The sequence below is a fragment of the Novosphingobium sp. KA1 genome (assembly GCF_017309955.1).
In the GTDB taxonomy this organism is placed as follows: Bacteria; Pseudomonadota; Alphaproteobacteria; order Sphingomonadales; family Sphingomonadaceae; genus Novosphingobium.
Window position 1 is genome coordinate 1,310,624 of the sequence record NZ_CP021248.1, and the last position, 21,877, is coordinate 1,332,500.

Annotated in this window: 13 protein-coding genes (1 of these 13 only partly in view); 1 reads left to right on the forward strand and 12 read right to left on the reverse strand. The window is 64.2% G+C overall.

Annotated features, from left to right (window positions below):
- Nucleotides 1–66: 66 nt before the first annotated feature.
- The 5 genes from CA833_RS23620 to CA833_RS23640 all read right to left on the reverse strand — a co-directional run bounded on the left by CA833_RS23620 (nucleotide 67) and on the right by CA833_RS23640 (nucleotide 7,435).
- Nucleotides 67–1,182 (reverse strand): glycoside hydrolase family 105 protein, encoded by a 1,116-nt coding sequence (locus CA833_RS23620; protein ID WP_142638489.1) that lies wholly within the window; start codon nucleotides 1,180–1,182, stop codon nucleotides 67–69.
- Nucleotides 1,183–1,244: 62 nt separating this feature from the next.
- Complete coding sequence (locus CA833_RS23625; protein ID WP_207080415.1) at nucleotides 1,245–4,271, reverse strand: beta-galactosidase; 3,027 nt, start codon at nucleotides 4,269–4,271, stop codon at nucleotides 1,245–1,247.
- 4 nt (nucleotides 4,272–4,275) lie between these two features.
- Nucleotides 4,276–4,629 carry an L-rhamnose mutarotase gene (locus CA833_RS23630; RefSeq protein WP_242526457.1) on the reverse strand — a complete coding sequence of 118 codons (354 nt, stop codon included), beginning with the start codon at nucleotides 4,627–4,629 and terminating at the stop codon, nucleotides 4,276–4,278.
- Nucleotides 4,630–4,677: 48 nt separating this feature from the next.
- Nucleotides 4,678–6,165 carry a glycoside hydrolase family 28 protein gene (locus tag CA833_RS23635; RefSeq protein ID WP_242526458.1) on the reverse strand — a complete coding sequence of 496 codons (1,488 nt, stop codon included), beginning with the start codon at nucleotides 6,163–6,165 and terminating at the stop codon, nucleotides 4,678–4,680.
- Nucleotides 6,166–6,220: 55 nt separating this feature from the next.
- Complete coding sequence (locus CA833_RS23640) at nucleotides 6,221–7,435, reverse strand: rhamnogalacturonan acetylesterase (protein WP_207080417.1); 1,215 nt, start codon at nucleotides 7,433–7,435, stop codon at nucleotides 6,221–6,223.
- A 328-nt stretch (nucleotides 7,436–7,763) separates the two neighbouring features.
- Here CA833_RS23640 and CA833_RS23645 point away from each other — a divergent pair, with 328 nt between their 5' ends.
- Nucleotides 7,764–10,649: a TonB-dependent receptor gene (locus CA833_RS23645; RefSeq protein ID WP_242526459.1), complete on the forward strand. Its 2,886-nt coding sequence runs from the start codon at nucleotides 7,764–7,766 to the stop codon at nucleotides 10,647–10,649.
- 74 nt (nucleotides 10,650–10,723) lie between these two features.
- Here CA833_RS23645 and CA833_RS23650 read toward each other — a convergent pair whose 3' ends face one another.
- The 7 genes from CA833_RS23650 to CA833_RS23680 all read right to left on the reverse strand — a co-directional run.
- Nucleotides 10,724–11,692, reverse strand: a complete 969-nt coding sequence (locus CA833_RS23650) for a glycoside hydrolase family 43 protein (protein WP_207080419.1) — start codon at nucleotides 11,690–11,692, stop codon at nucleotides 10,724–10,726.
- Nucleotides 11,693–12,137: 445 nt separating this feature from the next.
- Nucleotides 12,138–12,893: a FadR/GntR family transcriptional regulator gene (locus CA833_RS23655; RefSeq protein WP_142638477.1), complete on the reverse strand. Its 756-nt coding sequence runs from the start codon at nucleotides 12,891–12,893 to the stop codon at nucleotides 12,138–12,140.
- Nucleotides 12,894–13,020: 127 nt separating this feature from the next.
- Nucleotides 13,021–14,229: a D-mannonate dehydratase ManD gene (gene manD / locus CA833_RS23660; protein WP_142638475.1), complete on the reverse strand. Its 1,209-nt coding sequence runs from the start codon at nucleotides 14,227–14,229 to the stop codon at nucleotides 13,021–13,023.
- A 493-nt stretch (nucleotides 14,230–14,722) separates the two neighbouring features.
- Nucleotides 14,723–16,000, reverse strand: a complete 1,278-nt coding sequence (locus CA833_RS23665; RefSeq protein WP_207080420.1) for a phosphatidylinositol-specific phospholipase C1-like protein — start codon at nucleotides 15,998–16,000, stop codon at nucleotides 14,723–14,725.
- 198 nt (nucleotides 16,001–16,198) lie between these two features.
- The gene (locus tag CA833_RS23670) at nucleotides 16,199–18,283 is read right to left on the reverse strand and encodes a S9 family peptidase (protein WP_207080421.1); all 2,085 of its coding nucleotides are present in this window, start codon (nucleotides 18,281–18,283) and stop codon (nucleotides 16,199–16,201) included.
- Between the two features lie 73 nt (nucleotides 18,284–18,356).
- Nucleotides 18,357–21,407, reverse strand: coding sequence for a TonB-dependent receptor (locus tag CA833_RS23675; RefSeq protein ID WP_207080422.1), 3,051 nt, complete (start codon nucleotides 21,405–21,407; stop codon nucleotides 18,357–18,359).
- 174 nt (nucleotides 21,408–21,581) lie between these two features.
- Nucleotides 21,582–21,877 carry the 3' end of a FecR domain-containing protein gene (locus CA833_RS23680; protein ID WP_207080423.1) on the reverse strand. It continues 745 nt past the right edge of the window, so 296 of the gene's 1,041 nt are visible here — the last part of the coding sequence; the start codon falls outside the window, past its right edge — the gene reads right to left on this strand; the stop codon is at nucleotides 21,582–21,584.

Below are 21,877 nucleotides of genomic sequence, written 5' to 3' on the forward strand. Positions count from 1 at the left end.
CGCGGTTCGCCAGTATTTTGTCGGAGTAATCGCCGGGCGAGCATTGCCGCCCGCCCGGCCACTCCATCAGATGTAGGTCCGCAGGAACTCGGCCAGCGCGCAGATGGCCAGGCTCTGCCCGTAGGGCATCGAGGTTAGCGCGATGTCCTTGTAGAACTGCAGGGTGTCGCCCATCGCGGTGCCAAAGCTGACCTGCTGGAGTTCGCCCGCATCGTCGATGTTGGCCAGCACGCCGCGCACCGCGCGGATGCCCACCGCCTCGTATTCGCGCGGCAGGTAGCCCTTGCGGACGGCTTTCAGGATGCCATAGGCAAAGCCCGCCGTGGCCGAGGCCTCCAGATAGCTGGTCGGATCGTCGATCAGGGTGTGCCACAGGCCGGTTTCGGCGTCCTGCGTGGCGGCCAGGGTGCGGACCTGGGCGGCCAGCGTGTCGATCAGGAACGAACGGAAGGCATCGCCCGGTTCGAGATCGAGCAGTTCGATGATCTCGGGAATGGCGATCGTCACCCAGCAATTGCCCCGCGCCCAGAGCGCTTCGGCAAAGTTGTGGCGCCCGGTGAAGTCCCAGCCGTGGAACCACAGGCCGGTCTTGCGATCGGCGAGGTACTTGATGTGGACGAGGAACTGGCGCTTGGCTTCCTCGATGTACTGCGGCCGGTCCAGCAGCAGGCCGATCTTGGCCAGCGGCAGCACGCTCATCATCAGCGTGTCGTCCCACAGTTCGCCGGGATTCTCGTCGTTGTAGACGATGTGCTGGAAGCCGCCCTCCTCGGTCTTGGGCAGGCCGTCGGGCGCCATCAGCCACTCGGCCCAGGTGTCGAGATAGGGGATGTAGCTGGGATCGCCGTCCAGTTCGTAGAGGTAGGCCAGCGTGATGAAGGGGGCCACCGTGTTGATGTTCTTGGTGGGCGTGCCTTCGGCGAAGCGGTCGGCGAACCACTGGCGGATGATGGCGAGCGCGGCCGTGTCGCCGGTCTGCTCGAAATAGCGCCACATGCCGAACAGGCCGACGCCGTGGGTCCATTCCCAGCCGGCCCAGCCCTTGGTGTCGATCACGCGGCCATCGTCGAGGTGCAGCAGGAACTCACCGGTCTCGTCCTTGATGTGAACGAGGTTGTGCATCAGCTTGCCGATGGCGTCGGTGACTTCCGCGCGCGGAATGTCGTGCGTAAGCGCGGCCAATTAAGGTCTCCTGGTCATGGTTTCGGGGGCGCTCGCGGAGCGCGGAAGGACGGGGCGGCGGCTCATTTGAGCTCTGCCGGGGTCTGCGGGGCGGGCACCATGCGGACGGGCACGCCGCCCCGGACATTGTGCAGGGTGACGAGCTTCACCGCCTCCAGCGCATCGCCGGGGGCGCCGTCGCTGGTGACGGCCAGCGCCAGGTGGTTGGCGCCGTGGTGGTTCAGGATGCCCTCGGGGATCGGGAACAGGCGCTGCGGGCCGACGTGGGCGATGAACTGGCCCATGTTCCAGCCGTTGACGAAGATCAGCACGCGGTATTTCGCGGCCGAGCGCGGCGTCTCGGTATCCCCGAAGGCCAGCGCGATGGTGGCGTCCTGCCCCTTGGGCACGGCGAGGTCGAATGCGGTGCGATACCATGTCGTGCCCGGCTCCGCGCTGGTCGCCGGTACTGGCGCGGCGGTCCACCGGCTGTCGTCGAACAGCGGCAGGTGCCAGCCCATGCGCTCGCCATGGAGGCCGCCACTGTTGGCCGGGCCGCGCACCGGGTCGGCCAGGTCCTCGCCGCCGCGCTGGCCCTGGATCTTCCACGCGATCGGCACCGCGAAGCTGCGCCCGCCGGGCTGCGAGATCGAGGCGGAGATCAGCCCGCGCGCTTCCTTGTGGAAGTCGTCGGAATCGAGGTCCCAGTTGTGGCCGTTGTTGCGCACCATCACCGAAAGCACATGGCTTCCGCCGGCCCGCGCCTCGGACGGAAGGTCCAGCGTGACGGTGCCGGTGGTGATCGGGCGGGGGAGGCCGCCCGGTGTCTCGGCCTGACCGATGAACTGGCCGTCGAGCCAGGCCTGCACCAGCCCCGAGCCGCCCGCGCCGTAGAACAGCGAGACGGTTCTGGCGCCGGGATTGCCCTCGAACTTGCCGCGATACCAGACGTCGCCTTCGTGGAAGCCATAGGCATCCATCGCCATGTTGGGCTGGCCGTCCGGGCGCTGGGTGATCGTGGCATTGGGGCGGCTGCCGCCGACGGCCTGCCAGCCGCTGTCGTCGAATCTCGGATCGGCCTCCGGCGAACCCTTGGCCATGCGCCAGCCGCTGAGCGCGGGAAGCGTGATCGGAGCTGGGCCGGCAAGAGGCATGGTTGCGGCGAGGCTGCCGACGGTGGATGCCCTGGCGGGGACAGGCGCGCCGTTCCATGTCAGCGCGCGGACGGCGGCGGGGGCCCAGACTTCGAGACCGGCCGCTTCGTCAGTGTCACCGGTCAGCGCCAGCGCGCCGGATGTGAACGACGCGCGCCGGACCAGCTGCGGACCGCGCACGAGAACGGGGCCTGCGGAGGAATCCACGCGGGTGTAGCGGGCGGCTTCGGCCTCGTCGGCAAGGATCAGGATCAGGTCGCCGCGCCCGCCGCCGGTCAGGCGCAGCACGGTGCGGCCCCCATGCCCAGTTGCGTGCGCGTAGGTGACTTTCAGGTCGCCCTTGGTGTCGTTGAAGGCGGTTTCTGCCGCGCCTTCCAGAACCGTGACTTTCGGGGCCGAGGTATAGCGCAGCACGGTCTCGCCCGGCTCCCCGGCACGGCCGTAAAGCAGCAGCAGGTCAGCGTTTCCGGCCTTGGACACGGATTGCAATTCGGAGGTCGAATAGACCAGCCGCTGCCCGCCAAGGTTCACCCCGGCGACCAGCCACTTGGCATCGAAGCCGTTGAGCTGCAACGGAAATGCGTAGCGTCCATCCGGCAGCGTGACGGTCACCGTGAAGCGGTCATCGCTCTGCCCGTTCGACGGTTTGTGCGCCACCAGCAGGAAGCGCGCGTCGGTCTCCGGGCTCTTGTTGTGATAGACCTGAATATTGGGCGAAGAGACCTCGGGTGCGCCCGCCGGGATCATGCCCGCAAGGTCAGGGACCGAGGCGATCAAGCCGCCCAATTGCTTCATCTCCAACGCCTTTTCGCGCAGGTTCCGCGCCTCGGAAATGGCGGCGCCATAGTCGTAGCTGGTGAACACCACCGGGGCCGGCAGCCAGCCCCAGCTGGTGCCGCCATAAGTCATGTAGAAACTCTGGATGCCTATGCCGTTGGCCAGATTGGTGCCGTAGAACACCCGCTGGAACCGCTTGCCGCGCTGGACCGCGTTGCACGCATAGCCACCGTTGGACCCCCAGTAATCGAACCAGCCGCCGCCGAATTCGGCCAGGAATCCGGGCGTTTTCGGCGAAGCAGAGGCACCACCTTTCGCGCCGCCTATTCCGTAGAAACCCCAGTCCGGCGCGGCCACGCTGCGGGTCGGCTTGCCTTCCACGGTGCAGGTGCCGCCGGGGTAACCGTCGAACGCATACATGTCGTTGGGGCCGTGGACGACCTTGTCGACCGGCGAGCCCTCCGGCACCCAGTAGCCGTTACGGCCCTGATCGTTGTGGAAGATCGGCACGGTAATGCCGTCGGCACGCGCCTTGGCGTAGAGGTGGTCCATGTAGCGGCGCTGCGCGGGCGTGGTCAGGGCGAGTTCGTTCTCGATCTGGTGGAGGATCACCGAGCCCTTATGGCCCTTGCCGTCGCCGTTGATCTGGTGGCGCGCAATGATCGCGTTGACCCGCGTCAGCCACTCGTCGGCGGCGGCCATATATTCGGGATCGTCGGTGCGGGCGCGGGCCTTCTGGTTGACCAGCCAACCCGGAAATCCGCCGCGCGACAGTTCCGCGTTCACGTAAGGCCCGGCACGGGTCATGACCCAGAGGCCCTCTTCCTCCGCCATCGTCAGCAGGCGGTCGAGATCGCGAATACCGCTGAAATCGTAGACACCCTGCTTGGGCGAGTGGTAGCCCCAGTCGAAATAGAGCGCGACGGTGTTGAACCCGCTGGCCTTCATCTTCTGCAGCACGTCACGCCAGAGATCCGGGCTGGGCAGGCGGAACGGGTGGAACTCGCCCGACCAGATCACCTGCCGCTTGCCGTCGATCATCAGTGAACGCGCATCGAACGAGATACGGCCGAAGGTCTGGACCGGCGCGGCAAGATCGGCAGTCGGCTTCGCGCCCTGCGCCAGAGCAGGCAGCGGAGCAGCGGAAAGAAGCAGGGCAAGAAGGAAAGCGCGCTTCATCGGCTCAGTCCATGTGGAACAGCAGCGGGAGCGGCCATTCCTTCGGCTGGTTGCCAGGCTCCACTTCCATCAGCGGGGCCATATGGTCCCACCAGCGGCGCATCACCGGGTGATCGGGCAGGGTATCGCGGGTATTGCCGGGAAGCGCGCGCAGCACCGCGAAAAGCGCGAGGCTCTGCTCGTCAAGGAAGATCGAATAGTCGCGAATGCCCGCCTCGGTCAGCAACGCGGAGAGTTCGGGCCAGATCGCATCGTGCCGGCGGCGATACTCATCGACCGTGCCGGGCTTCAACTGCATCCTGAAGGCGTGGATCGACCCCATCCCCTTATCCGGCACCACGACTCTCCCATGTTCCATTATATGGATTTCAATGCCGTTATTTGGTAGCCCGTCCCACCCCGCTCGTCAATCGCCATTCTGATGCAAAGGGGTGTTCGAAAAGGCCGAAAATGCGACGTTTTCGAGCCAGATGGGCCGACGCGCCTCGTGAAGAAACGTTTCCGCGTGAAACTTGTCCACGGTCAGGCGTTCCACATGACGGGCCCAGAGCGCCCAGGCCGGGAGCACCCCGAACATGCTGGGCTCGGGATAGGCAGCCGCCAGTTCAGCAATGTTTTCCTCGGCTTGCGGCGCGCTTCCCGGCACCGTACCCGCTTCGCCATAGACCAGGTGGACGTCGCGCATGACCAGCGATTCGATCGGCCGACTGGCCAGTCCGGCAAAGGCCGCAGGAAAGCGCGGATCGATTCCCCGCGCGTCGATCTCCGAGAGAAGGACCTGCCGCACCCCGCCGATGCCGGCGCCGTCCGGCCCGCGCCGCCGGTCACCAAGGCGCACGAACAAGGGGGCCGTCGTCACGTCCCGCATGGTGAGACGGGTGGCGACGATGTTCTCCATCATGCCGCCATCCACCGTTTCCAGTGCCAGGCCCCGGCAATGGGTGAAGCTGCAGTCCTGCACCTTGACGTTGCGATAGCCGCCGTTGCTTTCGGTACCGAGCTTGATCCGGCCGGTCACGCGGTCGCGGTCCGGTGCGAATTTTTGCGTCCTTGTCCGGGTCCCGTCGATCAGTGTGCCCATGTCGTAGCCGGACACCGCGCAATCACGGATCACCACGTTTTGAGCGGCTATCGGCTCGCCCAATGCCAGGCTGGACTTGACGACGATGCCGTCGTCGTTGGGGGAGTTGACCTTGCAACCGCGCACCACCGTGTCCTGCACGCAGTCGAGGTCGATACCGTCGCGATCGGTGTCGATCGTGAGGTCTTCGATCACCAGGCCGCGCGTGCCGGTGGCAAGGATCGCGAAGTGCCCACCCTTGCTTACGGTAAAACCCGAAAGACGGATATTGCGTCCGCGCTTGAGTGCGATCGCCTTGTTGCCTTGGCCGTCCATCGCCGCAATGGCGGGTTCCAGCAGGCCGATTTCCCTGGCGCTCATCCCCTGCATGGAGAGCGGACGCTCTCCGGTCTGCGCCTGCCAGCGCGCGCCGGGGCCGTCGCGAGTGAGGCCCAGGCCGTGGATCAGGCCGGAGCCTTCGATCACGACGTTCTCCACGTCCTCACCCCAGATCAGGCTGTTGCGCCAGTGGCTATGGCCGAAATCCTGATAGAGGCCTGAAGCGGGCTCGGGCGGGTCGTAGCTTCCACCGTGAAGCGCGGGGGCCGCCGCGATGATCGTTGCCCCATGCTCGAAGAGCAACCGGATCCGGCTCCTGAGGCGGATCGAGAAGCAGAGGTAACGGCCTTTCGGTACCACAACCGTACCGCCGATGCGCGCGGCTTCGGCAATCGCCGCATTGAAGGCCGGGCTATCGATGGCCACGCCGTCGCCCTTGGCGCCAAAATGGCGAACGTCAAAGCGCCCTTGCGCGGCAAGCACGGATCGCGGCATCACTGACCCTATCATGCTGAACGCGCAAAATTGGCGGCGGGGCAGATCCACCGCGTCAGCTCCCTTCCGGCTTGCCTTCATCCAGCGGAATGCTCGGCGCGATCGGCACGGCATCCGGCAAAGGCGGGTGCGAAGGATCGAAGTTCCGGAGCACCACGTAAGGCGCGAGCTCTGGGATCTTCTCGACCACCTGCCGCGCAATCGCGGCGGCAAAGAGCCAGGCGCCGTAATTGTTGTTGTGCGTCCGGTCCTTGCCGTTTTCGGCAAAGGCCTGCGGCGAGACATTGGGGCCGAGCGCCTGGATGATCGCGATGCTGTCGCGGTTAAGGTCGATCAGCGGGACTTTCTCGTCCGCCGCCACCTTGCGCACAGCAGCGGCATAGGCGCCAAGCGTGTCCTTGATCTTGCCGGTATCGTCGAAATTGCGTCGTTCGGGTGAGGTGACCAGCACCGGATGTACGCCGCGACGGCGCGCTTCGGCGATGTAACTGCGCAAGTAGGCGGGATAGGTCAGTTCCGGATCGAGATAGGTCATCGGCCATTCGGCCTTCTGGTCGTTGTGGCCGAACTGGATAAACAGCCAATCGCCCGCGCGCATCTGGGTCAGCACCTTGGAAAAACGCAGCTGGGCGATGAAGGACTTCATCGTCGCGCCGGACTTGGCGTGGTTGGCGACGACCAGGTGATCGTCGAGCATTGCCGGCAGCATCTGTCCCCAACTGGTGAAAGGCTCGGCATACTGGTCCGCCACGGTGGAATCACCGGCAAGGAATAACCGCGGCGCATCAGCGGGCTCGATGTGGATGGCTGTGACGCGCGGCTGGCCAAGGAATTCCAACGTCAGCTTGTCGTCCCAGCTGAAACTGGCGAGATCGCGCTCGTCCAGCAGTACTGCCTGCCCGAACCGGGGTGCCCCTGCCGGTTGGCGCGGCAGCCGGGCGTCGCGGACATCGACAAGGAACGTACGCGACACCATCTCTCCGCGCCGCGTCGCGACGTCACGCAGGAACAGGCGGCGGCTCTCTGCCTTGACGGTGGTTCGGCCCGCGCTGCGCTTGTCGCCGAGGGTCAGGGTGACGCGGTATGTGCCCTGCGGCAGCGACACGGAATACAAGAATTCACCGGAAGGATCGCGCCGCTCGGCCCCGTTTCCGCCCGGTTGGTAACCGGGCATTTCCTGGGGCGCCTTGCCGGCCAGATCGATGTCGACGATCGGCGCGCCGCTGGTTGCGGAAGCGACAGCCAATGCCAGCGCCGTGGTCAGGGACATCGTCATCCTCTCCGTCTCGTGAACCGCCTTGATAACGGGACAATCCCATATGAAGGACCATTAATGCATATAAAGGGACGCAAGGAAGTCAATCCAAGGGACATCGTTTCCCCGCGACGAGACGCTCCGTTTCTGCGGGGAAATTATCGAGACAGATCGATCAGCAGCGATTTTGACTGGAAATGAGCGAACTTGGGATATATGGTAAAACTCGATCCCACATAATGGGACATTATAAAACAATAACGGGAGTGTGATAATGGGAAGGGCAACCTCGAGGTCCATCAGGTGCAACCGGACGTCGGCATCGCTGCTGGCGATGGCGGCGATGATGACAGTGTCGTTTCCGGCGTTTGCGCAGGAAGCTGCAGCGCAAGACGGTAACGCCCAGCAGCCACCCAGCGCCGAGGACATCATTGTCACCGGTTTCCGCGCCTCGCTGAACGCGGCGCTGGCCGACAAGCGCGATCAGACCGCCGCCATCGACACGATCAAGGCCGAAGACCTGGGCAAGTTTCCCGATTCCAATCTGGCCGAATCGATGCAGCGCATTCCCGGCGTCGCTCTCCAGCGCGGCGATGGCGGCGAAGGCAAGAACATCTCCGTGCGCGGGCTTGGCGCCGACTTCACCCGCGTGCGCATCAACGGCATGGAATCCGCGGCCCAGACCGGCGGCTCGGACATCTACGGGGCCGGCAACAATGGGCGCAGCTTCGACTTCAACGTCTTCCCCACCGAGATCTTCTCCGCGCTCACCGTGCGCAAGACACCATCGGCGGATGTCGAGGAGGGTTCGCTGGGCGCGACCGTCGATCTCAGCGCACCAAGGCCGTTCGATTCCGCCAAGGATTTCGTCCTCTCGGCCACCGCACGCGGCGTGTGGAATGAATTGTCGAAGCAGGTCGATCCGCGCGCGTCCGCCCTGGTCTCCAAGCAGTTCGGCGACAGCGGCTTCGGCGTGCTGGGTTCGATCGCCTACCAGAGGCGCCATACGCGCGAAGTCGGCTATTCGGCGGTCGACATTCTCTCGGCCAACCAGAACGGCATGTTCTGCTCGCCGCTGGGCTTTACCCCGCAGACCCCGGTCACCAGCGCGACGACCGGCGCCAGCGCCGCGAACTGCTCCACCGGCAATCCGCGCACCAGCGATCCTGCAGCCTACCAGACCGTCTATGACGCCCGCCGCGACGATCTGCCGAATACCCCCGGCAGCGGCGCCTTCTTCCCGCGCATTCCCCGCTACATCAATTCGCAGCAGTCGCAGGAGCGCATCGGCGGAACGATGACGCTGCAGTACAAGCCGGACGACGATACCGACATCTCGCTCGACCTGCTGTACTCCCGCTTCAACGTCACGCGCGACGACAATTACATCGAGGCGATATCGTTCGGTCGTTCGGCATCGAACCAGGGCTACCCGATGATGTCGCTCAAGGATGTCCAGCTTTCCGATCTGGGATCGGTAGAATATGCCCTGCTCGACGGCGTCGACGTACGCTCGGAAGGCCTGCACTCCGAATACTCGACCACGTTCAAGCAGGCTAACCTCAACTTCATGCACCGCTTCGGCGACCGGCTGACGGTGGACGGCAAGGTCGGCCTCAACCGCTCCGTCTGGCGCGACAAGGTCCGCATGCAGTACTACATGGATGCGCTCGATACCGACAACTTCTCGATCGACTACAGGGATGGCGGCCAGACGCCGGTACTGGGCTTCGGTTTCGACGTCTCCGATCCCACGCAGTTCCGTTACGGCGTCTCACCGGGCGCCGGAGTCGTCACCGGCGGATTCAGCCTTCAGGGCAAACCCGCCACCAACACCACCAATGGCGTACTGGGCGAGATCAACGCTCATTACGAAGTATCGGATGCATTCAAGGTTCATCTTGGCGGGCAATACCGTTCAAGCGACTTCAAGCAGCGCCTGACGACCTATTACACTGCCGATACGCTGGTTCAAAACCTGCCATCCGGCACTTCGCTGGCCGATCTCACCAAGCAGATCACCGGTGTGGACAGTCTCTGGGGCCATGGTGCTCCGTCGAGCTGGGCCACGCTCGACTGGCGCAAGCTTGCGGATACCTTCAACCTGTTCGACGCCCGCACCTGCACCGGCTGCGGTGAGATCAATCCGGGCGTCAAGGAAGAGGAATCGAGCGCCTACCTCATGGGCACGTTCGATTTCAGCGATGCGGTGGGCTTTGGCCTGCGCGGCGATATCGGCTTGCGTTACATCCACACCTGGCAGCGTTCGACCGGGTACCTCAACCTGGCCGACGCGACCTCGCCGACCGGCCTTGCCGGCCAGTTCCGCGCGGTTTCGCGCAGCTATGACGACTGGTTGCCCTCCGCCAACCTCGTCATCGAACCGATGCAGAACCTCCTGGTGCGCCTGTCCGCCGCCAAGGTCATGTCGCGCCCCGCGCTGACCGCGCTGGCGCCGACGGTGACGATCAACCCGGTGACCCGCTCCGGATCGCTGGGCAATCCCCTGCTCGAACCGATCCGTGCGACCACCTTCGACGCAGCCGTGGAATGGTACTTCCGCCCCGGTGCCCTGCTGTCGGCAGCGTTCTTCTACAAGGACATCAAGACATATGTGCAGAGCGTGAACTCGCTCGTGCCGTTCAGTTCACTCGGCCTACCCGATGCTCTGCTCACCGGCAGCAATACGACGCCCGACGAACTGTTCAACATCGCCACCCCTACCAACACGCCGGGCGGCCCGCTCAAGGGCATCGAGCTGAACGCCCAGATCCCGTTCAACTTCATGACCGGTTTCTTCAGTCACTTCGGCGTGCTGGCGAACTACACGCATGTCATGTCGAAGATCAATTACTGCCTCACCAGCTCCGGCGGCGTCTGCACGGTGACAACCAAGGACGACCTTGTCGGCCTGTCGAAGGACACCGCGTCCGGCACGCTCTACTGGGAGAACGCCAAGTTCTCGATCCGCGGCACGATCAATTACCGCGGGCCGTTCATTCGCGGCATTCCCGCCTCGCCCGGCAGTGATCTGGTCGGTAACCGGGCAACCACGTTTGTCGACGCCTCCGCTTCATACAATCTTACCGACAGCGTGAAGCTGATCGTCGAGGGCACCAACCTCACCGACGAACAGAACAGCCTCTACACCGACAGCCAGCGGCAGGACACCCTGTTCCAGACCCGCGTCGGGCGCACGATCTCGGCTGGCGTCAATGTGAAATTCTGACCTCCGAGTTCCCGGCGGGGCCCTCCCGCGCCGGCACTCACGGCTCCCGGATCCTCCATCCGGGAGCCGCCTTTTCAGGCTTTTTCAAGCGAAGCGGCAAGATCGGGCGCAATCCGCACAAGCGAACCATGACGCGCGCCTTGCGGCATGACAAGTCGATCCCCGAAATCCTGCCAGTGGATCATGTCGCGCGTCGATACCGCGCCCCAGCGGCCGTCGCGGTAGACATCGTAATAGCAGATCAATTCATCACCAACCCGCACGGTCATGGGACCTTCCACCCAGGATGGCGTGAATGGCACGCCAAGCGGTGCAAATGGGCCGAGCGGACTGCGCGCCGAAGCGGCACGCAGCCATTTGCGGGGCGGCATGACGGTTTCGTCCTTCACCACCAGCCAGAGACCGCCATCGGGCGCGTGTGCAAACGTGCCGTCGATCACGCTGAAACCGGGATCGTAAAGCACTTGCGGCGGAGCAAACCTCTCGAAATCCGCCGTGGTCGTGTACCACAGCCGGTGATTGTACCCGTTTTCCGACGTACTCGCGGTTTCCGTGAAGCGGCCGTCAACCGTACTGGACCAGAAGATCACCGTTCGGCCCGAAGCGGGATCGAAGATCGCTTCGGGCGCCCAGCAATTGCGCGTACCCGGCACCGAAGCCATGACCGGAAGAGCCCGCTGCGGCGTCCAGTTGATGAAATCCCGGGTGGTGGCATGGCCGATCGTCACCCCCTGCCAGGCCGTAGTCCAGATGCAGTGCCAAGGCGCATCAACCCCCTCCCCCCTCCAGAGGAAAGGGTCTCGCAGCAGGTTTTTCTCGCCGACATGCGGCACCAGGAAGGGCCCGCCGCCGCCGAGCGTCCTGAATGCGAAACCGTCATCGCTGAGGGCCAGCTTCAGCCCGTCCGCCTCCCCCTTGCCGGTGCTGAAATAGGCAAAGAGCAGCGGGCCATCCGCCGGCTGCGCCCCCATACGCGCGGTGGCACAGCCCGCCAATGCCGTCGCGCCAAGGCAAAGCGCGCGGCGATCAATACAAAACGTCATCACTGTCCGTCCGTCGAGTTCATGGGCCGGGCGCGTGCCGGGACACCGGGGTCTACAGACACTGCAGCGCGATCTTCACCCACGGGACATCAGTCAGGTCGTGGTATCACGATCGCTGCCATCCCGACTTGGGAAAACTTGGCACAGTACCGGGCAGGAAGGTGCCGAAATATATCCATAATTCAAGACCTCCTGACGCATTGATGGACCATCTTGGGGAAATCCCGAAGGGACGCGCACAAGGCCTGCATCGCGAAGCGCCCCGCAGCGCACTCGCCGACGCCGCAACCCGGTATGTTCGCCGCTTGGCCGCATCGACGCTGCCATCCCAGGAGTCACGGCCCAGGAGTCACGGCCCAAGTGTTTGATCCCAGCGTGGAATGGGGTGAATTTGTCGCCAGCCCAGCGGCGGGCGCAGCCGCGATCACATGCTGAGACCAAACACCTAGGCGCCCGTAGATCCCACACCGACGATACGGCGACGCTTGTCGCCAATTTCACGCCTGGCCTTTTCGATCAACTCCAGTTCGGTGACGGCCAGCAGATCCTCGGAAACCCGGATCAGGTGCGCCCGCATCGCCTGTCGTGCACGCTCTCCATTGCGTTCGGCCAGGGCATCATAAATCTTGCGATGTTCATCCGACCGCGGGGTGATCCCGGCCAGCCTCGCCTGCTCGAACATGCGCCGGCTCAGCGGCGACTTTTCCCGCAAGTCCCACAGGCGTTCGATCGCCTGAAAAACCAACGAACTCTGGGTCGCCTCGGCTATGGCGAGGTGGAACTGCCGGTCCAGATCCAGTTCCGCGGGCGATGCCGGGCCCAGGGCTTCCATGCGTTCGAGAATCTGCCCAAGATTGACCAGTTCGTCATCGCGCATCACGGTTGCGGCGAGAGCGGCGGCCTCGCCCTCGAACATCAATCTCGCCTCGATCAGTTCGAATGCACCGACGTCGAGCTCATCCTTGGGCCTGGACAGAGGCACATGCTCCGCAACGTACACCCCCGAGCCGTGACGCACCTCGACAAGGCCCTGGATTTCGAGCGCGATCATCGCCTCCCGGACCGTCGGCCTGCTGACGCCGAAGCGCTCTGCCAGATCCCGCTCCGGCGGAAGGCGTGAACCCGCCAAAAATTGCCCGTCGCGCATCCCTTGCTCAAGTTCGCAAGCCACTCGCTGGTACAGTTTTACACGCCCTGTCATGCGAAGGCATTGTCACAAGCGGCACACGACAGCAAGACATCTTACCAATTTGCTCGCCATTCCACCCCGGCATCACCGTGCCCATCCAACGGCGAGGTTGCGCCGCGCCAGAGCCAGCCCGCGGACCTCACCAGTTCCACATCGTGCCGTCCTCAAGACGGGCGACGGGAAGGAAGGCCGGCTTATAGGGATACTTCGCCGCCAACTGCTCGTCGATGTCGACACCGTGGCCGGGCGTTTCGCCGCAGAACAGCTCGCCTTTCTCGAAGTGGTAGTCGTGCGGGAAGACCGCATCGGTCTCCGCCGTGTGGCGCATGTACTCCTGGATGCCGAAGTTGGGCACCCAGGTGTCGAAATGCAGCGCGGTCCCCATGGTCACCGGCGAAAGATCGGTCGCACCGTGGCTGCCGGTGCGGATCTGGTAGAGCGCGGCGAGATCGGCGATACGGCGCAAGTGCGTGACCCCGCCAGCGCCGACGATGGTGCATCGGATATAGTCGATCAGCTGGTTCTGGATCAGGTCCTTGGCGTCCCAGATCGTGTTGAAGATCTCGCCCACCGCGAGCGGGGTGACAGTGTGCTGGCGCACGAGACGGAAGGCCTCCTGGTTTTCGGCCGGCGTGCAGTCCTCCAGCCAGAAAAGCTGGTAAGGCTCCAGCATCTTGCCCAGGTTCGCCGCTTCCTGCGGGGTATAGCGATGATGGCCATCGTGCAGCAAATGATAGCCGAAACCGTAAGTCTCGCGCAGCTTCTCGAACATCCTGGGGACATAGTTGAGCGCCTGCCTCGTGTCCCATCCGGTGACCGAGGGAAGCGCGGCATCGGCCGGTTCGTAATAGAGCTTGCCGCGCCCCACGCCGTAAGCGTCCTTGATCCCCGGCACGCCGGTCTGCGCCCGGATTGCCTTGTAGCCGAGTTCGATATAGTGGCCCACGGCATCAACCGTCTCAGCGATATCGCTGCCGTTGGCATGGCCGTAGACCATGACGCCATCCCGGCTTCGGCCGCCCAGCAACTGGTAGAGCGGCATGTTGGCCATCTTCGCCTTGATGTCCCACAGGGCCACGTCGACGGCCGCGATCGCGCGCATCGTCACCGGTCCGCGACGCCAGTAGGCTCCCTTGTAGAGGTATTGCCAGATGTCCTCGATGCGGCGCGGGTCCATGCCGAGGATGCAGGGGATCACGTGCTCTTCGAGATAGGCGACCACCGCCTTCTCTCGCCCGTTCATCGTGGCATCGCCGATCCCGTACACGCCCTGATCGGTCATGATCTTGAGGGTAACGAAATTGCGTCCGGGACAGGTCACGATAACCTTGGCGGAAATAATCTTCACGGCTTCATCTCCCTTGGCGCCTGCAGGCACCTGCCCGCCGCTCTATCATCTCAGTGGCCGCATTATTGGCCTTACCATCTAATGAAAATAGATCAGATAAATTGATCGCGTAAAGGTAAATCTTAGGCGCCGATCCCATCCAGCCCCACATCGTACCCGCGCAGGGGAGCCATGGCAGTATGTCCTCTGCTGCCCCAAGCGGCGGCAAACCGATTGTCAGTCCACATTGTCAGTCCACACTGTCAGTCCATATGGACAAAGCACCCCGACATGGTTCACCAACGATGGCTCGTTCGGCAATGCGGCGGACAGACTTCTGGCGCTGCCCCGCGCGCGCCAGCACGGCATTTCCACCTCTTCCGTGGCGCGCCCTCCCGAAAATGGCTGGCCCGAACATGGCTGGATCAGGTGTTCGCCGAAGCTTTCGGCATGAATGGGCGAGCGGGAGAGGAGCCAAGCGATCTCAATTTCGACACGATCGCCGAGAAACCAGTCACGGCTGCCTTTCGGCCACGCGGGGCGCAGGCCACAGCATCGGTGCGGCTTGGGCTGCGGCAAGATCACGGGCGCCGGCTTCCTCCACCGGCAGGCCGGCGCAGCGGTTCGCCATTCTGATCACGTTGCATTGCGCCGCCACATGACCGGGCAACCGCACCGCAAAGCCGCCGGGGAAGCGCGGATCCGCCCATAGGTAATCGGTCGAGACCGCCTGAGCACCACTCGCCAGCGCCGCGGCGCGATGGGCGACGTCATTCGAACGGGCCTGCCAGGTATTGTCGTCAGCGCGCGTGCGCACGATGAAGCCCGCCTTGACGTCGGCAGCGATACGCACGCCCTGCGTGACCGGGTTGTTGAGCGTCAGATAGGCTGCGGCGGGCGAGCTCTCGTCGGTATTGACGAAGGCGACACGGCCCTCGAGCGCCTGGCGCGTGCCCCGATAGGCCGCGACCTTTGCCTCGTTCTCGTCGAGCGCGAAGTAGAGCTTGCCGCGCGCATCGCCCAGTTTCGGCCAGTTTCCGGCGAGGACCGCCTCGCGCAGTGTGGCATATCGGCCTTGCACATCGTCCGGCGTGACCAGCATGTGCGCCGGCAGGACCGAGCGGATCTCGGCGTCGAAGGCATCGAAGGCGGCCTCGTCGAACGGGATCAGCGGCACCCCGCCGGGGACGGCATTGCCGTCCTTGGCATTGACGAGGATCATGATCGGTGCGTGATCGGGATGGCGTTGGGACCAGGCCTTGATCTCGCCAAGGCAGCGGCGGAACGTCACGCAGCTCGATCGGAAGTCGAGATCGGGCACATGCAGCACCTTGAAGCCGGGCTGTTCCATCAGCCTGGTCCAATCCGCGGGCAGCGCCGTGCCGGTCTGGCGCGCGATTGCGGGATGGGCATAGCGACCGCCTTGCGGATCGTAGACGACATCGATCTCCAACTGGCGCGCGCCCGCGTCCAGTTCCGCCGTCAGGGACTTGTGCGCATAGTCCAGTTCCTGCGCGATCTTTGGTGCGGCCTTGGCGAAGAGCGCATAGTCCGCTGGCGGGATCGCCTGCTTGTAGCTGTTGTGCGTGCCTACCGTGGTCACGTCGTTCATCTTGAGATTGCGGTCCATCCACGCCCTGGCGCAGCCTTCGCCCGCCGAGGCGGCATCGGGCGCATCCAGGCGGCAGGAGCGGGGCTTCGAGGCGGAAGCACCGGCTTGCACCGTTCCCACCTGCAATAAGGAACCCGCCAGCAACAGCATGAGGGACAAAGTGCGGATGGATGGCGACATGATACGACTCCGGTAATAGCGTGCCCGATGGTGAAACCCGAAGGGCAGAACTATTTGACGCGGCGATGACAGCGCGCCCGGCGGCCACGGCTGCCAGCGTCCGCATCGGGCCCCAGCGCGGCCCCGGCTGATCCTCAGGAAGCCCGCCTTGACCGGAGGAACCTCATGTCACGCCCCTCGATACCCGCGTGCCCAGTCTCAATCGGATACGACTGAACCGGATTCCTCCAGCGGGTCGTTCGTTCTCCCCGAGGCGGAAGGAGCCTTTTCCGCCTCGTAAGCGGCATCCAGGACATGGCGGGAGAACCAGTCCATCTGCACGTTGATCTGGAACAGGCGGTGACGCAGTTCGCGGAAATTGTGCGGCTCCCGGGGCGCGAGATAGAGTTCGCTCTCTACGCCGAGCGCCGATAGCGCCCGGTAATACATCACCGCCTGGGCCGAAGGCACACGCTCGTCCTCGGCACCGGCAAGGATCAGCGTCGGCGTCTTCACCTTGTCCACCGAGGCAAGCGGCGAATAGTCCTGATAGAGATCGCGGCGCGCCGTGGTCCCGTAAGGCGGCGTCACGAACCATTCCTTGCGCTGCCAGCGCGTGTCCGACCCAAGGTACATCGAAGGCCAGTCGACCGCACCGGCACCGACCACTGCCGCCTTGAAGCGGTCGGTCACGGTTTCGAGCCGTGCGGTCATGTGGCCGCCCGCGCTCCAGCCCATCATGCCCAGGCGCTCGGGATCGGCCATGCCTCGCCGCACGAGTTCATCGACGCCGGACAGCACATCCTTGTCGGCATGGCGGAAATAGCCCGCGTTCATGCCTTGCAGGAAAGCATCTCCATAGCCGGTGCCGCCGCGATAATTGACGCTCAGCACCATAACTCCGCGCGCCGCCAGCAGCGGCTGGAAACGGCCGTAGGCAAAGACGTTGAACTGGTCCGCCGAACGCGGCCCACCGTGGCTCTGGACGATCAGAGGGTATGCCCGGCCTGCCACATAATCGAGCGGATAGGTGACAAGGCCCTCCAATGCCTGTCCGTCAGCTGCGGTCCAGCGGATCGCTTCCTGACGCGGCAGGCGGAAACGCCCGGCAATGCCGTCGTTGAGGTGTGTAACGCGGACCGGGCGCGGATGGCGCGGATCGAGGCGCACCACCTCCTCGGGCTGGAGTGCGCTGCGTTCGGTGTAGGTCAGCATGCGCCCGTCGCGCGACAAGGCGATGGCAGAAATCACGCTGTCCCCCCCTGCCAGCTTACGCCAGCGGCCGCCGCCGGCAGGCACGGCATAGAGACCGGTGCGCACGCCTTCCTGCGCGGTGAAATAGATCGTGCGGCCATCCGCCGACCACAGCGCTTCCTCGACCGCCCAGGGCGGGCCATCGGCGAGTTCGCGAATCTTGCCGCTGGCAATGTCGATCACGAAGAGGTTGGCGTTGAAAGTACCGTAATGCCCATCCCGCGCATTGGCGAGGAACAAGGCGGTGCGACCGTCCGGCGATAGGCGGCTGCTCATTTCCTGATAGTCGTTGTCGGTCAGGCGCCGGTCTTCGGCGCCTTCGCCATGCACCCACAGTTCCGAAGCGGACTGGTCGTCCAGCAGCCGCGAGGTCGCCCGGCGATAGAGCACTACGCGGCCATCGGCGGAAAGGTCGAAACCGCGCACCTCGAAGTCACCGGTAATGACCTTTTCCGCCTTGCCGGTGGCCATATCGACCTTCCACAAGGCCCGGCGCATGCCGGGGGCCTCGAAGGCGAACATGTCGTCGCGCATCTTCTTGCGCTTGGCGAGATCCTTGTCGTCAGGCAGGCTGGCGAGGAACCAGATCGACTTGCCGTCCCCCGACCAGACCAGATCGGCGGGCGCCGTTCCGAGCGTGGTCAGCCTGCGCGCCTCGCCGCCATCGACCGGCAGAAGATAGATCTGGCTGACCTTGTCCCCCGCGCGCCGGTCGACAAACGCGATTGTCTTCCCGTCGGGCGACCAGGCCGCACCGCTGCCGCCCTCGCCCAGCATTCGCCGCGCCTTGCCCGAGGCGGTATCGACGCGCCAGAGTTCGCTGACCGTATGGTTCTTTTCCCAGTCCGCCTGCGTCACCCGGTAAAGGATCGAGGATCCGTCATTCGCCGGCAATGAGCTTCCCGCGCGCGCGATGCTCAGCAGATCCACCGCGCCCATCGTTTCCGGCGTGGTTGCAGGTTCACCCGCCTGGGCCATGGACGGGGCCAGGGCCGACGACAGGACGGCAGCCAGCAAGGTGGAACGGAACACGCGGGAAAAGGCGACCATGAACGTCTCGCAGAAACTTGCCCGGCGGCTCTTGCGGAGCCGCCGGGCGGGAGATGGATTGTCGGCGGGAAAATCAGAACGCGAACTGCGCTCCGAGCGTGAACGAACGGCCGGTCACGCCATAGACCGAGTTGTAGTTGTAGGTGTTGCCGCTCTCGGTGCCGTCGGGAAGGAACGGTCCGTACTTGTTGAACAGGTTGCGGATCGAACCGAAGATCCTCAGGTTCGGATTGCGCAGCGGCGGAGTGATGCGGAAGCTCAGGTCATGGCGCCAGTAAGCCGGGACGTTGAGGTAGAGCGGATCAGTGATCCCGGCTTGCGCAAAGCTCTCGGCGGCCTCGTTGCTGTCCACTGCCTTGCCGATGTAGACCGTGGTCCACTTCAGCATGAAGCGCTTGGAACTCCAGCCGATGCTGGCCTTTGCCGAATCCTTTGACGTGCCGACTTCACCCAGCCAGTCATCCGAGGATTGGCTGGCGATGCCCTGGTACTTGGTGCCCAGTTCCAGACGATGGTTGTAGTTCAGGGAGAACTGTATGCTTCCGGGGATCACTTCCGGGCGGAACTGGAAGGCCACCGCCACGTCGATGCCGCGCGCGCGCAGTTCGTCGAGGTTTTCCTGCTGGTTGACCAAACGCGTGATCTGCCCGTCGCCATCGCGGGTGATCGCTTCGCAGAAGCGGTTGTCGGTGCCGGAGGTATCCGAATAGCACTCCAGCATCTGGTTGGTGTTCGACAGCGCGGAAATCGCGTCCTTCACGCGAATGTCGTAGTAGTCGACGCTCGCCTGGAAGCCCGGCAGGAACGCGGGATTGACGACAACACCCGCCGTGAAGGTATAGGCGGTCTCTTCCTTCAGATCGGCATTGCCCGCGTTGGGAGCGTTGACGCTGGTGCTGTCCTGCTTGAACACGCCGTCCGCCGCGATGGCAGCCGCGATGCCCGCGTTGGAACGGCAATTCTCCGCGATCGTGCCGGTGGTTGCCGCCGTAACCCCGCTACAGACATCGACGACGGTATCGTAGTCGTCACGCGGCGGCGAGTAGAGCTCCGTCGTATCCGGCGCGCGCTGGGCCCGGCTGAACGTGGTGCGCAGGTTCATGCCGCGAACCGGCTCCCACTGGGCCCCCATGCGATAGCTCATCGTCGTGCCGACGCCCGAAAGGTTGTAGTGCGCCACGCGCAGCGCACCATCAAGGCTGAGGCGATAGATCAGCGGCACATCTCGCAGCACAGGCACATTGGCTTCCGCATAGGCTTCGCCGACCTTCACCGTGCCCGCATATTCGGGTATGTAGGCAAAGTTGCTGTAGCCGTTGGCGGTCAGTTCGTCGGTGTGGGTTTCGGTATGATCGCGGCGCAGTTCGAAGCCGGTGGCGATCTGCAACGGTCCGGCAGGAAGATCCAGCAGTGTACCGGTGAGGTTGCCGCTCAGCGTATGCTGGCTGTTGATCGCCTGGTACCAGACATTCCCGCGAATGTAGTCGGCAGCCGCATCGCTGATCGAGCCGATGCCGAACAGGTCGAGCGGAACGCAGCCATCGGCGCGCGCCGCTTCATCGGCGCAGACGATCGAGCCATCGGCCAGCTTCGTGGCATTGAGCGCGTACTGCACGTGCTGGTAATTGACGCCGTTGGTGCGCACCTGGTTCTGCTCGAACCGGCCGAAACCGTACGTCACGTCCCAGTTCCAATTGCCGAAGACAGTACCTTCGAACCCGGCCCATCCACGCCAGGTCTCGCGCTTGTTGTCGATCGCCATCTGGCCGACTTCGGTCAGGCGACGACGGAAATCGATGCCGGTACTGGTGGACGCGGCCGCAATCTCCGCAGGCACCAGGGGATTGCTGCGCGAGATTCGTCCCAGCGTGTACTCGTCCTCGGTTCCGTAAGTGGACGAGTTCGAGATGTAATAGGGCTCACGCACCGAATGGGTGGTGATCCGCGAGTAGAGCACGGTCGCCTTGAATTTCAGCCTGTCACTGAACTCGTACCCCATCTTGCCGGCCGCGCTCACGCTCTCGCGCGGGACGATCAGCGTGCCGTTGACGCGGGAATCGTAGCCGTTCTCTGCCGTCACGAAGCCGGACTGAAGGCCGTTCTCGTCATAGTAGTAGGCGCCCCGACTGTTGAGGAACCGCCCTCCCGGCGTGTAGGAACTGAGCGAAGGAGAGGATACCGTATTGGTGTCCGCATCGTAGGCAACCGATTGCAGCGCCCAATGGCGATCTTTCGCGCGCAGGATGTTCTGCTTCTCGTAGGTCGCCGTGGCCATCAGGTAGAGCCGGTTGTCGAGGAACTTTCCCCCGGCCGCCAGCGAGTATTCGGTTCCGTCACCGCCGCCGTCGTTGGTCGCGGTGCCAGCCACCCTCGCCTTGATGCCCTTCACGCCCTCATCGGTGATAATGTTGACGACGCCGGCAATCGCGTCCGATCCGTAGACCGCCGAGGCACCGCCGGTGCTCACGTCGATCCGGTCAACGAGGAACGTCGGGATCGTGCTGAGACTGACGGCGTTCGAATTGCCGACGTTGGAGACGGTGCGGTGTCCGTCGATGAGCGTCAGTGTGCGGTTCTGGCCAAGGCCGCGCAGGCTGACGGTCGAGAGGCCATTGGTCTGCGTCGAGGTCTGTCCAGCGGAAAGGTTGAGCCCCTGATCGACTCCGGGAATATCCTGAAGCGCCTCGGCAAGATCGCGATAACCGTGCTCGGATATGTCCTCCTTCTGGAGTGCGACGACGGGAATCGGGGAATCGAACTCGGTGCGGCGAATGCGCGATCCCGTCACGACAAGTTCGGTCGGTGCTGTCCCGTCGTGATCGTCAACCGCCAGCGTTTCGGCGGCCGGCGTCTGCACGGCAGCGGGACGGCGAACGATGAACACGCCCGAAGCGCCCTGTTCCACCGAGAGCCCGGTCCCGCGGAGCAACTGCGTCAGCGCGGCTTGCGCGGTATAGCTGCCCTTGAGCCCGGCGGACTTGCGCCCCTTCACCGCCCCGCCGTCGAAAATCACCTGCTGGTGCGCTGCCGACGCGACACTGCGCAGCGCGCCTGCCAGGCTCTGCGCAGGAATGTCAAAAGCGATGCGCTGTTCCTGCGCGAATGCCGGTGCGACCTGAACCATCAGCGGCGCAATCACGACACTTCCCGCACCCCAGCGGGATGCAGAATGAAACTTCCCCATGTTTGACGACCCCTGTCTGAACGATTGTTGCCGAACGGTAAGACGCGTCAGATCCGTAAAGGGACAGACAGAAATTCGAGAAAATTCAAAAAGGCGCGTCGGCGCGTTGGCGCCTCAACGCTTCTCGATCCGCCAGCCTTCCTCCATGACCTGCACCCGCAGCGGATAGAGCGCAGAAAGTCCATCGATGAAGGCACCGGCATCGCCTGCCCGGAACACCCCGTTCACCACCAGCGCCCCGGTCTCACCATCGGCCAGTTCGATACGGCGGCGCGAATAGCGGTTCATGCGCTCCGCTGCGGCTGCAAGCGTCTCGTTCTCGAACACGAGTTCACCATTCTCCCAGGCCTCGGCCGGGGCCATCTGGAAAGCCGCGACTTTTGGCGGCTCGCCACCATCGGCCAGCGCAA

Excerpts from the sequence above, each read along its gene's own strand:
- CA833_RS23625 (WP_207080415.1), bottom strand. The coding sequence starts at position 4,271 with ATGAAGCGCGCTTTCCTTCTTGCCCTGCTTCTTTCCGCTGCTCCGCTG.
- CA833_RS23630 (WP_242526457.1), bottom strand. The coding sequence starts at position 4,629 with ATGGAACATGGGAGAGTCGTGGTGCCGGATAAGGGGATGGGGTCGATC.
- CA833_RS23635 (WP_242526458.1), bottom strand. The coding sequence starts at position 6,165 with ATGCCGCGATCCGTGCTTGCCGCGCAAGGGCGCTTTGACGTTCGCCAT.
- CA833_RS23640 (WP_207080417.1), bottom strand. The coding sequence starts at position 7,435 with ATGTCCCTGACCACGGCGCTGGCATTGGCTGTCGCTTCCGCAACCAGC.
- CA833_RS23645 (WP_242526459.1), top strand. The coding sequence starts at position 7,764 with ATGATGACAGTGTCGTTTCCGGCGTTTGCGCAGGAAGCTGCAGCGCAA.
- CA833_RS23650 (WP_207080419.1), bottom strand. The coding sequence starts at position 11,692 with ATGACGTTTTGTATTGATCGCCGCGCGCTTTGCCTTGGCGCGACGGCA.
- CA833_RS23655 (WP_142638477.1), bottom strand. The coding sequence starts at position 12,893 with ATGACAGGGCGTGTAAAACTGTACCAGCGAGTGGCTTGCGAACTTGAG.
- CA833_RS23665 (WP_207080420.1), bottom strand. The coding sequence starts at position 16,000 with ATGTCGCCATCCATCCGCACTTTGTCCCTCATGCTGTTGCTGGCGGGT.
- CA833_RS23670 (WP_207080421.1), bottom strand. The coding sequence starts at position 18,283 with ATGGTCGCCTTTTCCCGCGTGTTCCGTTCCACCTTGCTGGCTGCCGTC.
- CA833_RS23675 (WP_207080422.1), bottom strand. The coding sequence starts at position 21,407 with ATGGTTCAGGTCGCACCGGCATTCGCGCAGGAACAGCGCATCGCTTTT.